Origin of the sequence: Actinoplanes sp. G11-F43, from assembly GCF_050589265.1 — a bacterium.
In the GTDB taxonomy this organism is placed as follows: domain Bacteria; phylum Actinomycetota; class Actinomycetes; order Mycobacteriales; family Micromonosporaceae; genus Actinoplanes.
The window spans coordinates 25,714-38,373 of record NZ_JBNZCE010000008.1; the positions used below are offsets into that span (position 1 = coordinate 25,714).

Annotated in this window: 11 protein-coding genes; 2 read left to right on the top strand and 9 right to left on the bottom strand. The window is 73.6% G+C overall.

What is annotated here, in order from left to right; translation table 11 throughout:
* The first annotated feature begins 12 nt into the window (after nucleotides 1–12).
* A complete protein-coding gene (locus ACQ0O7_RS09235; RefSeq protein ID WP_430781419.1) occupies nucleotides 13–1,002 on the top strand; it encodes an MsnO8 family LLM class oxidoreductase in 990 nt (329 codons plus the stop codon).
* Here ACQ0O7_RS09235 and ACQ0O7_RS09240 read toward each other — a convergent pair.
* From ACQ0O7_RS09240 to ACQ0O7_RS09250, 3 genes are read right to left on the bottom strand one after another with little or no spacing between them, the layout of a single operon-like run.
* Nucleotides 999–2,588 carry an ArnT family glycosyltransferase gene (locus tag ACQ0O7_RS09240; RefSeq protein WP_430781420.1) on the bottom strand — a complete coding sequence of 530 codons (1,590 nt, stop codon included), beginning with the start codon at nucleotides 2,586–2,588 and terminating at the stop codon, nucleotides 999–1,001. The two genes, ACQ0O7_RS09235 and ACQ0O7_RS09240, sit on opposite strands and share 4 nt — an antisense overlap.
* Nucleotides 2,585–3,781 carry a hypothetical protein gene (locus ACQ0O7_RS09245; protein ID WP_430781421.1) on the bottom strand — a complete coding sequence of 399 codons (1,197 nt, stop codon included), beginning with the start codon at nucleotides 3,779–3,781 and terminating at the stop codon, nucleotides 2,585–2,587. Before ACQ0O7_RS09245 ends, ACQ0O7_RS09240 begins: the two co-directional genes overlap by 4 nt.
* Nucleotides 3,782–3,785: 4 nt before the next feature.
* Nucleotides 3,786–4,283, bottom strand: a complete 498-nt coding sequence (locus ACQ0O7_RS09250; protein WP_430781423.1) for a SigE family RNA polymerase sigma factor — start codon at nucleotides 4,281–4,283, stop codon at nucleotides 3,786–3,788.
* A gap of 273 nt (nucleotides 4,284–4,556) precedes the next feature.
* On the opposite strand from ACQ0O7_RS09250, the gene ACQ0O7_RS09255 reads away from it, so the two are divergent.
* The gene (locus tag ACQ0O7_RS09255; protein WP_430781425.1) at nucleotides 4,557–4,895 is read left to right on the top strand and encodes a hypothetical protein; all 339 of its coding nucleotides are present in this window, start codon (nucleotides 4,557–4,559) and stop codon (nucleotides 4,893–4,895) included.
* 113 nt (nucleotides 4,896–5,008) lie between these two features.
* Here ACQ0O7_RS09255 and ACQ0O7_RS09260 read toward each other — a convergent pair whose 3' ends face one another.
* The 6 genes from ACQ0O7_RS09260 to ACQ0O7_RS09285 are packed head-to-tail and all read right to left on the bottom strand — an operon-like array spanning nucleotide 5,009 to nucleotide 12,644.
* The gene (locus ACQ0O7_RS09260; protein WP_430781426.1) at nucleotides 5,009–6,193 is read right to left on the bottom strand and encodes a cytochrome P450; all 1,185 of its coding nucleotides are present in this window, start codon (nucleotides 6,191–6,193) and stop codon (nucleotides 5,009–5,011) included.
* 24 nt (nucleotides 6,194–6,217) lie between these two features.
* Nucleotides 6,218–7,399, bottom strand: coding sequence for a nucleotide disphospho-sugar-binding domain-containing protein (locus tag ACQ0O7_RS09265; RefSeq protein WP_430781427.1), 1,182 nt, complete (start codon nucleotides 7,397–7,399; stop codon nucleotides 6,218–6,220).
* A 4-nt stretch (nucleotides 7,400–7,403) separates the two neighbouring features.
* On the bottom strand, nucleotides 7,404–8,720 hold the full coding sequence (locus ACQ0O7_RS09270; RefSeq protein WP_430781429.1) for a glycosyltransferase family 2 protein: 1,317 nt from the start codon (nucleotides 8,718–8,720) through the stop codon (nucleotides 7,404–7,406).
* Nucleotides 8,717–9,691: an aminotransferase class I/II-fold pyridoxal phosphate-dependent enzyme gene (locus ACQ0O7_RS09275; RefSeq protein WP_430781432.1), complete on the bottom strand. Its 975-nt coding sequence runs from the start codon at nucleotides 9,689–9,691 to the stop codon at nucleotides 8,717–8,719. Before ACQ0O7_RS09275 ends, ACQ0O7_RS09270 begins: the two co-directional genes overlap by 4 nt.
* Nucleotides 9,692–9,714: 23 nt before the next feature.
* Entirely contained in the window at nucleotides 9,715–10,974 is a 1,260-nt protein-coding gene (locus ACQ0O7_RS09280) for an FAD-dependent oxidoreductase (RefSeq protein WP_430781433.1), read from the bottom strand.
* The gene (locus ACQ0O7_RS09285; RefSeq protein WP_430781434.1) at nucleotides 10,971–12,644 is read right to left on the bottom strand and encodes a prenyltransferase; all 1,674 of its coding nucleotides are present in this window, start codon (nucleotides 12,642–12,644) and stop codon (nucleotides 10,971–10,973) included. The genes ACQ0O7_RS09280 and ACQ0O7_RS09285 overlap by 4 nt, the downstream gene beginning before the upstream one ends.
* Nucleotides 12,645–12,660: the final 16 nt, after the last annotated feature.

Below are 12,660 nucleotides of genomic sequence, written 5' to 3' on the forward strand. Positions count from 1 at the left end.
CTGGACATCTGTGTGATCAACACCGAGTTCACCGTCTCGCTGCTGGACCGATCGCGGATCCGCGCCGGGGAGAGCGAGCCGCAGGCCCTGCGGGAGACCGTAGCGCGGGCGGTGCACGCCGAGCAGTTGGGGTACGCCCGGTTCTGGGTTGCCGAACACCACAGCGTGCCCGGAATCGCCGGGTCGGCGCCCGCCGTGCTGCTGACCGCCACGGCCGGTGCGACCTCGGTGATCCGGCTGGGTTCGGCCGGGGTGATGCTGCCGCACCATCAGCCGATCGTGGTGGCCGAGCAGTTCGCGACCCTGTCCGCGTTCGCGCCCGGCCGGGTGGATCTGGGGCTGGGCCGCTCCCCCGGTTTCACCGCCCCGGTGCGGCGGGCGCTGCGGCAGCGCGACAACGACTTCGCGGCCGACCTGGCGGAGTTGCGCGGCTACTTCGACGGGACCGCCGAGGTCACCCTGCATCCCCGGCCGGACGGTGCGGTCCCGCTGTTCGTGCTGGCCACCGGCAGTGGGTTGCGGGTCGCCGCCGAGGCCGGGCTGCCGGTGATCGTCGGCGGGCCGCTGCTGGGGGTGGCCGGCGATCCGGAGCCGGGCCTGGCCGCCCTGGCCGAGTACCGGCGCGCCTTCCGGCCCAGCGGGCAGCAGCCGGAGCCACGAGTGGCGATCAGTCTCGACGTGCTGATCGCCGACACCGCCCGGGAGGCCGCCGACCTGCTGCTGCCGGAGGCGTGGGCGATGGCGCAGAGCCGGGCCACCGGGGCGTTCCCGCCGCTGGAGCCGGTGGCGGTGGCCCGGTCCGCGCACCGCACCCCGCGCCAGCAGCGCGACCTCGACCAGACCGCCGCGGCCGCGATCGCCGGGACGTCCGCGCAGGTGGAGAGCCGTCTGGCCGAACTCGTCGAGCGCACCGGGGCGGCCGAGCTGGTCGCCTCCGGCAGCACGTTCGACAGGTCGGCGCTGGCCGCTTCGGACGCCGCCCTGGCGAAACTCTTCTCCTAGGGTTCCCGGCGGTAGATGCTCATCGAGTGGCCGACCTGGTCGATCGGGGCGCCGCTGCTGGCCAGTAGTCCGGCGAGCGGGCCGCGGGCCAGCGCCACCGCACTGTTGGAGACCACCAGCAGGCCACGGACCTCGGTGGACGGCACCTGGAGCGGATCACGGGCGGTGATCCCGTACGCCTGCGGCACCCCGGCTCCCTTGTAGACCAGCCACACCGGCTCCCCCGGGTATTCGGTGCGCAGCCTGCGGGCCAGCCGGCCGAGGTCCTGCCCCCAGTCGACGTTGGCGTCGTGCAGGTTGCGGTGGGTGTGGGCGGTGCCGCCGAAGGCCTCGTTGGAGTACGGCAGATAGTACGGAAACGTGCTGATGGAACTGACCGCCACCGAGACCGCCAGCACCACCGCGACCGCCGACACCCACCGGTGACGCACCACGACCAGCCCGGCCGCCGCCACCGCGAGGAACAACGGGACGACGATCGCGTACCGGGTGCCGTAGTTGCGGGCCCCGGTCATCGCGACGGCCAGCAGCAGCACCGGCGGTGCCAGCAGATAGACGGCGGCCGGGCGCCTGATCACCGCGACGACGGCCGCCGCCCACAGCGCGAGCATCCCCAGCGGCGTCTTCACCAGCAGCGCCGCGGGCAGGTAGTACCAGCGCGCCCCTTCGTACCGCTGACCGAAAAGGAATCCCCGGAACGTCGTGTCCTCCATGCCGAATTGCAGGCGCATGCCGTCCCGGTACGCCTGCGGGAACGGCAGCAGATCGGTCAGCACCGACCGCCACCCGTGGATGTCGGGCAGCCCGTCCGGCGTCACCCAGTGCAGCCCGGGATCGACGGCCAGATGGCTCAGCCACACCACAGCGGTCGCCGCCACCGCCACCACCAGTGGCGCGAGCCATCTGCGGACACCCCAGAAGGCCAGACCCATGATTGCCGGTACGGCCGGGAGAGCACTCGCCCGGGTCGCCAGGGCAAACCCGAGAACCACCCCGGCCATGATCAGGTACGGCCACGGCCCGGCATTCCGGGCACGCCACGTCAGCCACACCGCGGTCAGCAGGAACCCGGCAGCCGGCAGGTCCAGGGTGGCCAGCGAGCCGTGCGTGATCACGTCTGGGGAGAACGCGTACAGGCTGAGGGCTAGCAGCCCGCCGGCCGGGTTGGTCAGGTCGCGGGCGAAGGCGAAGACCACCAGGCCGAACAGCAGCGTCAGAACGATCATCGGGGCCCGGGCCAGCAGCATCAGCAGTCCCGGCTCGTTGCCCGCCTCGTACAGCACGTGCCGGCCCAGTTCGCTCTGGTTGCCGTCGAATCCCGGGTCCATCCGCGGGTCGGCCAGGGCCAGCCCGGCCGCGATGATCAGTTTCCCGAGCGGCGGGTGTTCCGGGTTGTAGCGCAGGCTGTGCTGGTCGAGGTAGGTGACGGCGGTACCGACGTACACCGGTTCGTCGATCGTCGGGGTCTGCTGCACCGCGGTGACGATCATGACGGTGGCCATCTGACCGAGAAGGATCACGACCAGCCAGCGCACGATCGTGACCAGGCGCGGGGTCGGCTCCGCGCGGGTGAGGGCGACGGTCAAGACACGACCCGGGTCAGGTCCAGCACCACACGGCCACCTTCGGTGCCCAGATCGATGACGTCGTACGACATCTGCCCGCGCACCGTGGCCAGCTCCCCGGTGGCCCGGTCCCAGACGTGGTTGCCGGTCACCGTGGCCGTCGACTCGCGCGGTGTCCGGGTCGCCACCTGTGCGAACCGGCCGGTGCTGCTGAAGAACACGTCCGCCCGGTCCCGCGGGTCCAGCGGCACGCCGGCGGCCCGGATCTCGTGGGTGCCGTCGGCGTTCCAGGACACCAGCACACCGTCGTCGTGCCCGATGCAGGCGGCGGCGGTGCAGCTGAGGATCGGCGCGCGGACCGCCGGGGTGACCCGCTGACCGGTGTTGACGTTCCAGTAGGCGGGCGCGGTCCGCGGTTCGGTCAGCACCCGGGCCAGGCTCGGGTTCGGGCCCCAGGTCAGCGGCAACCGGTTCGCGGCGCCCGGCTGCGGCAGGCCCCGCACCGCCCACGGGCCGTCGACCAGCACGTGCCCGTCGCCGCCGGGCACCGGGACGGGTTCCGCCCCGGCGGCCAGCCGGTACATCCGCAGACTCCAGTTGTTGCCGTGTTTGGTCGACGCGACCGCGTGGAAGACCCCGCCGGTCTCGGTGACCGACACATCGGTGTCCGGCAGGTGACCGAGATCGAACGCCTCACCCGAGCCGTCCCGCGCCTGGGCGTACACGTTCAGGCCGTCGCCTGCCGGAGCCGACCAGACGATGTGGCGCTCGGTGATCTCGTACCCGTTGGCCTGAGGTCGCGGGAAGTCACCGCCCAGCCGCCGGGTCCGCCCGGTGTTCGCGTCCAGCAGCACCGTCGCGCCGTCCGTGGGCTGGGCCAGGTAGAGACCGGCACCGAGCGCGGCGTCGACCGTGTAGGTCTGCTTGCCGGGCAGCAGGGGCGGCAATGTGACGATCGCCTCCGGCCACATCGTCCGAACATCCGGCGCCTGACCGGAATCGGCCACGGTGTCACCGGCCGGCTGGACCGTAGCCACGCCGGCGGCGGTGAACGCCAGCAGCGCGCCGAACACCCCGAACACCCCGGCCCGGCGACGGCGCCGCTGCCGGCGACGGCGGCGGACCGCCTCGGGAAAGTCCGGCGCCAGTCGCGGCGTCGTGTCGAACGCCGCCCGCAGAGCCCGGGTGAGGTCCCCCTCGACATCTCGGCGCATGCCCCTACCTCCCGCTCAACTCGGCGACGCGAAAGTCGTCGGCCTGCCGCAACTTCTCCAGGGCCCGTGACGCCTGGGTGCGGACGGTGACCCGGGAGACACCCAGCTGATCGGCGATCTCCTCGTCGGTGAGCTGCACGAAGTAGCGCAGCACCAGCACCACCCGCTGCCGGGGCGGCAGGCCCGCCACCGCCCGCCACAACCCCATGTCGCTGTCGGCGGCGAGCAGGCCCGAGTCGTCGTAGACCTCCTCGGGCAGCACCCGCACCGGATGCTCCCGGCGCCGGCGCCGCCACCAGCTGATGTGCAGCCGGGCCATGGTGGCCCGGACGTACCCCTCGGGGTCGCCTTTGGCATGCACCCGCGACCAGCGCTCGCCGAGCCGGGCCAGAGCCTCCTGGGCCAGATCGGCGGCGTCGTGCGGGTTACCGGAGAGCACGTAGCCGTATCGGACCAGCGCGCTCATACGGTCACGGACGAACGACTCGAAGCCGTCGACCATCGATCACCTCCACCGTCCGTCCAACACGCTCGAAGCCCGCGAACTGTTGCACGATCCGGCAAGGTTTCCGGTCAACCGCCGTTGCGGCGGCCGGGTCGACGACGGGCATCGGTGGTCTGGCCGCCGGACCTGGCGGTGAGCCCAGCCGGTTGGCCGACGGGTTCCGGGTGGTGGCCTCTGACAGATTCTCGGCAGACCCCTGACAGGCGCCCCGCCGACACTTCCCCACAACCGGGGTTCGACCTCGACGCCACCAGCGAAGAAGAGGTTGCCATGAGAAAACGTCTCCACGCCGCAGCCGCGGCCCTCACCACCCTCGTCGCCGTCGCCGTCACCGCCCAGCCCGCACAGGCGGCAACCGGATTCTGTGTCGCACCATGGAGCGGCTGCGAAACCGGATCCGTCCCCGCCGGCGACGGGGTGATCTGGATCCACATCACCACACCCGCACTGAACTTGTGTGACTGGCGGGTCCGGGACACCGACAACTGGCAGATCGTGCGGTCGCGTACCACGGTGGGCGAGTGGGGCGAGCGCATCACCGGGGTGCACAGCTGGTATCGACTCGAGTTGACGAACTGCCGCACCGGGTCGACCGGCACGATCACCTGATTCCGCTGGGGTAGGGCCGGGAACAGCGCGGAGGCCCCACCCGGTGGGGCCTCCCGCCCATGACGACAGCCGCCCGGGTCGTCACCCTGCCCGGCCGAGAGCGGCCGGCCCTCTCACCAGGTGACGGGCAGGGCGGTCAGGCAGCGTACGGCGAGGCCCTGTTTGAAGACCAGGTCCTCGTCGGGGATCGCCACCTCGATGTCCGGCATGCGGGTGAGCAGGCCGCGGAGCGCCTCCTGCAGTTCCATCCGGGCCAGCGGCGCGCCCAGGCAGTGGTGTGGGCCGGCGCCGAAGCCGAGATGGTTGTTGGGGGTGCGCCGGATGTCGAAGCGGTCCGGGTCGGGGAACACGGCCGGGTCCCGGTTGGCGGTGACGAACGCGGCCAGCACGGGTGTTCCGGCGGGCAGGGTGACGCCGCTGAGTTCGACCTGTTCGGTGGTGATGCGCGGCAGCATGACGCCGGTGTCGCCGAGCTGGATGAAGCGCAGCAGTTCCTCGACGGCCGCCGGGATCAGGCTCAGGTCCTGTTTGAGCAAGGCGAACTGGTCCGGGTGCCGGCGCAGGGTCAGCAGCGCCATGTTGATCAGGTTGGTGGTGGTCTCGTGGCCGCCGATCAGTACGCCGACGGTCATCGAGACGAGTTCGTGTTCGGTGAGTTTGTCCTCCTGTTCCTGGGCGTGGATCAGGGCGGTGATCAGGTCGTCGGCCGGGTCGGCGCGGCGGGCGGCGATCAGTGCGGCGAAGCTGTCGAGGGCGGCGCGGGTGCCGACCGGGTCGACGCGCCAGTCGCTCATCATCGCGTCGGACCACTGTTTGGCGTGGTGCCGGTCCTGTTCCGGGATGCCGAGCAGTTCGCTGATCACCTGGACCGGCAGTGGGGTGGAGAAGAGTGTGGCCAGGTCGGCCGGCCGGGGCAGGCCGATCATCCGGTCGATGAGTTCGTCGACCAGCTCGGCCACCCGGGGGCGCAGCTGTTCGACCCGGCGCGGGGTGAAGGCTCGGGAGACCAGCCGCCGTAGCCGGCTGTGCTCGGGCGGGTCCATGCCGATCAGTGAGTCGGTCTCCAGCTCGCCGAGTTCCTGTGCGGGGGCGCCGGCCTGACCGGCGGCCCGGCGGCTGAACCGTGGGTCGACCAGCACCTGCCGGACGTCGGCGAACCGGGTGACCAGGTAGGCGGGGGTGTCGCCGGGCATCACGACCGGCGCGACCGGGCACCGTCCGCGCAGGTCGGTCATCTGCGGGGACGGGTGGTGGATCGACGGGCCGGGCGCGAGCGGATACGGCAGTGGTTCGGTCACGGTGTTCCTCCTGGAGGGGCACGGTCATCGGCCGGCGGCCGCGAGGTCCTCCAGCACCGGTACGACGGCTGAGGGCGCGGGGCGGGCGGTGTTCTCGGCGGCGAGCGCGGCGGCGGTGGCGGCCGTCGCGGGGTCGGTGAGCAGGTGGGACAGTGCGGCGCGGATCGCCTCCGGGTGTTCGTCGCCGTCGGCGAGGACGGTTCCGGCGCCGGCCCGGGCCAGTCGTTCGCCGTTGAAGTGCTGGTCGGTGACGGCGGGTACGACCAGTTGCGGGACGCCGCAGGCCATCGCGGTCATCAGCGATCCAGCGCCGCCCTGGTGCACGAGGGCGGCGCAGCCGGGCAGCAGCAGGTGCAGGGCCAGATGCCCGGTGGGCATCCGGACGTTGGCCGGCAGCGGCCCGAGTGTGTCGCGGTGCCGGGGTGCCAGGGCCAGCACGATCTCGGCGTCGAGTCCGGCGATCGCCTCGGCGGTGGCGGCGACGCTGATCCGGTCGGTGAGGCCGAGTTCGGCCATCATGGTGCCCCAGGTCAGGCAGATCCGGGGCCGGTCGGCCGGTCGGCGCAGCCAGTCCGGGAGGACCGCGGCGCCGTTGTACGGCACGAACCGGATCGGCCGGGTGGGCCCGGTCACCGGCACCTGTAGGGCGGGCGGGCACGGGTCGAGGGTGAGGGTGCCGGTGACTCGCACGCCGTCGGCGCCGACCCGCCGGGCGCGCGGCCCGATCAGTTTCTCCTCGTCGAGGTGGAGTTCGGTGGTGGAGTCCGGCCCCCAGAGGAGCCGGACGTCCGGTACGCCGAGGACTGCCGCGGCGAGTGCGCCGGCGATGTTGAACGGTTCGTAGAGCACCAGGTCGGGACGGTAGTGGTGGCCGTACGCGATCAGGTCGTCGACCATCACGTCGGCGAACCGCAGGGTGCCGCCGTCGTCGGTGACCTGGGGGGCGAGCCCGTCCAGGGCGGTGTCCGGGCCGTTGTCGAAGGATTCCCGGGTGGCGACTCTGCCGACCTGTCCACGGAACACGTCGGCGAAGTCGAGTGGTGGCCCGACCGGCACCGCGGGCAGGCCGGCTTCGACCACGGCGGCGGCCTGTCCGGGCTGGCAGGCGACCCGGACCTCGTGGCCGGCGGCCCGCAGCGCCCAGCCGAGTGGGGCCAGCGGCAGGAAGTGGGTGCGCCAGCCCCAGGTGACCATCAGGACCCGCATGGTGTCACTCGCCGCCGATGGTGAGCACGCGGGCGCCGTCGTGGTCGCTGACGCGGACCGGCAGGTGGCCGGCGACGGTGTCCCGCAGGTAGTCGAGGTCGTCGGCGAACGGCAGGGGCAGCAGGTCCGCGGCGGTGACCGGGGTGCCGGTGGCGACCAGGTCGATCCGGCCGCCGATCCGCAGCGACTCCAGGACCAGGACGGCCAGGTCCTCGGGCGGCAGGAAGCGCCACAGGTCGACGGCGACGACTCCCGCGTACCGGCCGTCGGGTTCCGGCACGGCGAGTCCGGCGAGGTGCCGGTTGCGGCCACCGGCGGGGGTGTCGTGGTCGAAGACGGCGGCGTCCGGTCCGAGGTCCAGGCGGTCCGCGCCGAATCCGATGACCAGGGCGCCGGTGCCGCGCAGCCGGTCGGTGAGCGTGCCGGGCAGCAGGTCGGCGCGGCCGAGCCGGTGGGTGCGGGCGGCGGTCAGGGCGTCCTCGAACCAGGTGATCCGGCGCAGGGTGGTGGTCCAGAGGCCGGGCAGGGTGAACAGTTCGACGTCGTACCGCGGATGTTTGTGGAAGATCTGCCGGAAGTTGTCGGCGAGCTGGGCCATCAGCAGCGGCCACAGCCGGAAGTGTGGCAGGTCGTAACTGATCGCGTCGTCGCCGACATCGAACAGTTTCGGGTCCCGGTCGTGGTGGCGGAAGACCCGGTAGAAGAACTCGTTGTCCTCGCCGCCCCAGGTGGTCAGGGCCTCGTCGAAGCCGCCGACCGCCTCGGCCGTGGCCCGGTCGATCGACGCGTTGTTGGTGTGCGCGCAGATCCACGGCGCGCGCCCGAGCCCGGCCCGGAAGTGCGGCAGGCGCAGCAGGTAGTCCCGGACGTCGCCGCGGCTGGCGTCGGCCATCGCCGGGGTGGGGGTCTGGCCGTGGGTGAACGCGCCGATCACCGCCCAGTCCGCGGTGATCGCCCGGCCGAGCAGCACGCCGGGGCCGAATCCGCGGGTGGCGTGGAAGTCGTGGTGGGCCTGGAGCAGGCCGGGGTCGGCGGCCTGGTCGGCGTCCAGGAAGACGAACACCCGGCCGCGGGCGGCGGCCATCGCCCGGTTGCGGGCCGCGGACCGGCCCCGGTTGTCCTGGCGGATGAGGGTCAACGGCAACTCATTGAGGTACGCGGTGACGATCGGTTCCAGGGACGGCTCGCTGCCGTCGTCGACCACGATCACCTCGTACGCCGCGGTGGGCAGACTCTGCCGGGTGAGCGCGTCCAGGGTGCGGGTGAGCAGGTGCCCGTTGCCGTACGCCGGCACACAGACGCTGAGGACGGGTGTGGTCATCGGGGCGCCACCGCCGTGACGGTGTCCAGCAGCCGGTCGTTGTCGGCGGCGGTGCCGACGGTGACCCGTACCCCGACGCCGGGGTATCCGCGGACCAGGATCCCGGCCTGTGCGCAGCGGGCGGTGAACTCCTCGGCGGTGTCGCCGAGCGGCAGCCAGACGAAGTTGGCCTGGCTGTCGGCGACCGGGACGCCCCGCGCGGACAGTTCGGTGGCCAGCCGCCGGCGTTCCGCGGCGAGGGCGGTGCACCGGGCGGTGACCTCGGCTTCGACGGCCGGGTCGAGGCAGGCCAGGGCGGCGTCCTGGGCGAACGTGTTGGGGAAGAAGACGGCGCCGGTCATCCGGGCCGGCCCGGCGATCGGCTCGGGCACCACGGCGTAGCCGATCCGCAGCGCGGCCAGCCCGTACGCCTTGGAGAAGGTGCGGGTGACGCAGACGTTGCCGCGCCCGCGGGCCAGGTCCACCCCGTCCGGCACGTCGGGGTCGGTGACGAATTCGCGGTAGGCCTCGTCCAGGATGACCGGCACCCCGGGCGGGATCCGGTCGAGGAACCGTTCCAGGGTGTCGCGGCGCAGCGCCGTGCCGGTCGGGTTGTTGGGGTTGCACAGCAGCACACACCGGGTGTTGCCGGTGATCGCGGCGGCGGTGGCGTCCAGGTCCTGGTCGAGGCCGGCCATCGGGACCGGGACCGGCCGGGCGCCGGCGTTCGCGGCGAGCAGCGGGTAGGCCTCGAACGACAGCGCCGGCACCAGCACGTCGGTGCGGGCCGGGCCGAGCGACTGGATCAGGTGCTGGATCAGGCCGGCCGAGCCGGGGCCGACGAGCACCTGCCCGGCCGGGACGCCGAGCCGTCCGGCCAGCGCGCCGATCAGGGGCGCCGCGGTGTTGGACGGGTAGCGGTGCAGCCGGCCCGCGCCCGCCGTGATCAGCGCGGCGAGGGCCGGCGGTGGTGGGTGGGGCGTCTCGTTCATGGACAGGTCCGCGGTGGTGGCCGTCAACGGTCTGCGCCTTTCGTGGCGGGGTGTGCGGGTGCGGGGCCGGCGTGCCGGTCGGTGAGCAGGCCGAACTGGTAGAGCCGGTCGACCGGCCGCAGCGGCCGCAGTTCGACGCCGGACATGTTGCCGGTGGTGAGGCGCAGCAGCCGCCGGTTGGTGGCGGTGTGCCGCATCATCCGGCGGCCGAGCAGGCGGGCCGCGCCGCCGGTGGTGGTGAGCATCCGGGCGGCGTTGTGGCTGACCGTCGCGGTGTGGTCCAGCCGGGGCAGCCGTCGCCGCTGGTAGTCGAGCAGGGCGTCGTCGACGGCGGCGGTGTCGCGGGCGTGCAGCGCGGCGGCGGTGAGTTCGGCGAGGACGGCGGCGTCGGCGAGGGAGCTGTTGATGCCCTGCGCGGCCATCGGGTGCACGGCGTGCGCGGATTCGCCCACCAGGGCCAGGCCGGGCACGCCGAGGCGGGGGGTGCGCAGGCGCTGGACGGCCAGGTTCTGCCGCCGGTCCAGGTGGGTGCGCAGGGCCGGGCCGAGCGGGGCCAGCGCGGGCACCTCGTCGAGCAGCGCCCTGATCCAGGCGTCCGGGTCGCGGAACGCCCCCTCGCGCAGTTCCTCCGGGCGGACCTGGACGTAGAGCCGGGCCCGGCCGCCGGGCAGCGGGTAGACCAGGCGCAGGCCACGATCGGCGAGGTACGCGGTGACCTCCGGTTCGACGGCGGCGCCGGGGAGTTCGAAGGCGACCAGCCGGTGCGGGTACGGCTTGCGCCGCACCGGGATCGCGGCCTCGGCACGCAGTGTGGACGACACCCCGTCGGCGGCGACGACCAGCCCGGCGGTGATCTCGGCGCCACCGGCACGGACTCCGGTGACCCGGCCGCCGGCGGCCCGCAGCAGTCCCTGGACGGGGACGCCGAGGCGCAGGTCGACGCCGGGGTCGGGTTCGTGGGCGAGGGCGGCGAGGATGGCCGGGTGGCCGGCGCAGAGGATCTGCCGGTGGTCGCCGCCGAGTACGGAGTAGTCGAGTGGCAGCAGCATCCGCCCGGCCGGGTCACGGATGGCGAGCCGGTCGACGGGCACCGCGGCCGGCAGGGTCCCCCACTGCTGGAGTAGGCGTACCGCCTCGGGTTGCAGTAGTTCGCCTTTGGCCACCCGGGGTGGGGTGGCGCGCCGGTCGGTGACGATCACCCGCAGCCCGGCGGCCCCGAAGGCGCGGGCCGCGGCGAGCCCACCGACTCCGGCGCCGCAGATGAGGACGTCGGTGTCGGTCATGCGGTGGTCTCCTGGGCGCGGCGGAACGCGGCGAGGGCGCGCAGGGCGAGGGCCCGGGTGATGGCGCCGTTGGGGTAGTGCATGTGGTGGCGGATGTAGGCGCAGACCCGGGCGGCCGGCCAGCCGCCGTCGGGGCGCTGCGCGTCGATCAGCGCGCCGGCGGCCCGGTCGGCGGGGCTGTCCGGCCCGGCCGGCTCACCGGCGGCCAGCAGCGCGTGCAGGGCCCAGGCGGTCTCCTCGACCGAGCCGGGGCTGCCGTCGCCGGGCCCCCAGGTGCCGTCGGCGAGCTGGGTGCGCAGCAGCCAGTCGCGGGCTTTGGCGACGGCCGGGTGGCCGGCGTGGCCGGCGAGGACGAGCGCGTCGACGACCATGGCGGTGCCGGAGGTGTGGTCGCGGTACCACAGGTTCTCGAACGTGCCGTCCGGGCGCTGCTGGGTGAGCAGCCAGGTGGCGGCGGCGGTCACCGGTGGGCTCGACACGTCGTGGCCGGCTTCGCGCAGCGCGGTGATGCCCTGGGCGGTGATGGCCGGGCAGGGCCCGTCGTTGGCCAGCCGGGTGTCGCGTACCCACAGGCTGTAGGAGCCCCGGGTGTCCTGCCGTCCGATCAGCCAGTCCAGGCCGGAGCGCAGTGCCGGGTCGGTGGCGGCGCCGGGCAGTCCGGCGAGCGCGGTGAGGATCTCGGCGGATTCCAGGGTGACCGGCCAGCCGTGGCCGCAGCAGTAGCTCCAGCCGCCGGCCGGGACGCCGAGGACGTCGAACGGTGTGCTCTGCTGGGTGCGGTGCAGCAGGTCGCGGGTGGCGTTCAGGCGTGGGTCGGTGGCGTATCCGGCGGCGATCAGGCCGGTTGCGGCGAACGCGGACCGGGTCAGGTCGAGGTTGGTGACCGCGTCCCAGCCGCCGTCCGGGCGGACCGATCGGCGCAGGAATCCGGCGGTGCCGGCGACGACGCCGGGCAGGTGCCCGGAGATCGACAGCCCGAGGCAGACCAGGGCGGCCGGCCACGGGTCCTCGCTGAAGTCGCCGGTGTGGTTCTCGTGGGCGTCGATGGTGCGCAGCAGCCGCAAGGCGACCGGGATCGCGCCGCGCTGGGTGAGCCGGCGCAGTGGGCCGGGTGGCGCGGTGGCGGATTGCAGCAGGGCCAGGGCGAGGAACGGGGCGGTCCGGAAGGAGACGCGCCGGCGGCGGATGGTGTCCGAGTGGACCACTTCCAGGGGCAGGCGGCGCATGGTGCCGGCTTCCGGCAGGCCGGCGAGGGCGAGGAACTGGCGGCAGAGGTGGTTGACGGCCGGGTCGGTGACCGCTTCGACGCCGCCGTGGGTGGCCAGCCAGTCGCGCCCGGCGGTGACCGCGTCGCCGGCGTCGCCGGGTGCGATGCGGTGCAGGGCGGCGACCGCGACCGAGGTGGCGACGGGTTCGGCCGGTGCGCCGTCGACGCCGCCCCAGCCGCCGTCGGGCAGTTGCCGGGCGCGCAGCCAGGCCAGGCCACCGTCGATGAGGGCGGCGGAGCCGTGCGGGTCGGCGGCGTGCAGGGCGGTGATCGCGCCGGCGGTGCCGAGTGTGGAGCCGGGCGGGTCGTCGGTGAACGCGCCGTCCGGGCGTTGCCGGCCGAAGAGTTCCTCGGCGCCGTCCGCGATGGCCCGGCCGACGCGATCGGCGAGAACTGGTGACATGCCGCTGCTTCCTCTC

Coding starts and splice junctions, on each gene's coding strand:
- ACQ0O7_RS09270 (WP_430781429.1), bottom strand. CDS start 8,720: ATGACCACACCCGTCCTCAGCGTCTGTGTGCCGGCGTACGGCAACGGG.
- ACQ0O7_RS09275 (WP_430781432.1), bottom strand. CDS start 9,691: ATGAACGAGACGCCCCACCCACCACCGCCGGCCCTCGCCGCGCTGATC.
- ACQ0O7_RS09280 (WP_430781433.1), bottom strand. CDS start 10,974: ATGACCGACACCGACGTCCTCATCTGCGGCGCCGGAGTCGGTGGGCTC.
- ACQ0O7_RS09255 (WP_430781425.1), top strand. CDS start 4,557: ATGAGAAAACGTCTCCACGCCGCAGCCGCGGCCCTCACCACCCTCGTC.
- ACQ0O7_RS09265 (WP_430781427.1), bottom strand. CDS start 7,399: ATGCGGGTCCTGATGGTCACCTGGGGCTGGCGCACCCACTTCCTGCCG.
- ACQ0O7_RS09250 (WP_430781423.1), bottom strand. CDS start 4,283: ATGGTCGACGGCTTCGAGTCGTTCGTCCGTGACCGTATGAGCGCGCTG.
- ACQ0O7_RS09285 (WP_430781434.1), bottom strand. CDS start 12,644: ATGTCACCAGTTCTCGCCGATCGCGTCGGCCGGGCCATCGCGGACGGC.
- ACQ0O7_RS09245 (WP_430781421.1), bottom strand. CDS start 3,781: ATGCGCCGAGATGTCGAGGGGGACCTCACCCGGGCTCTGCGGGCGGCG.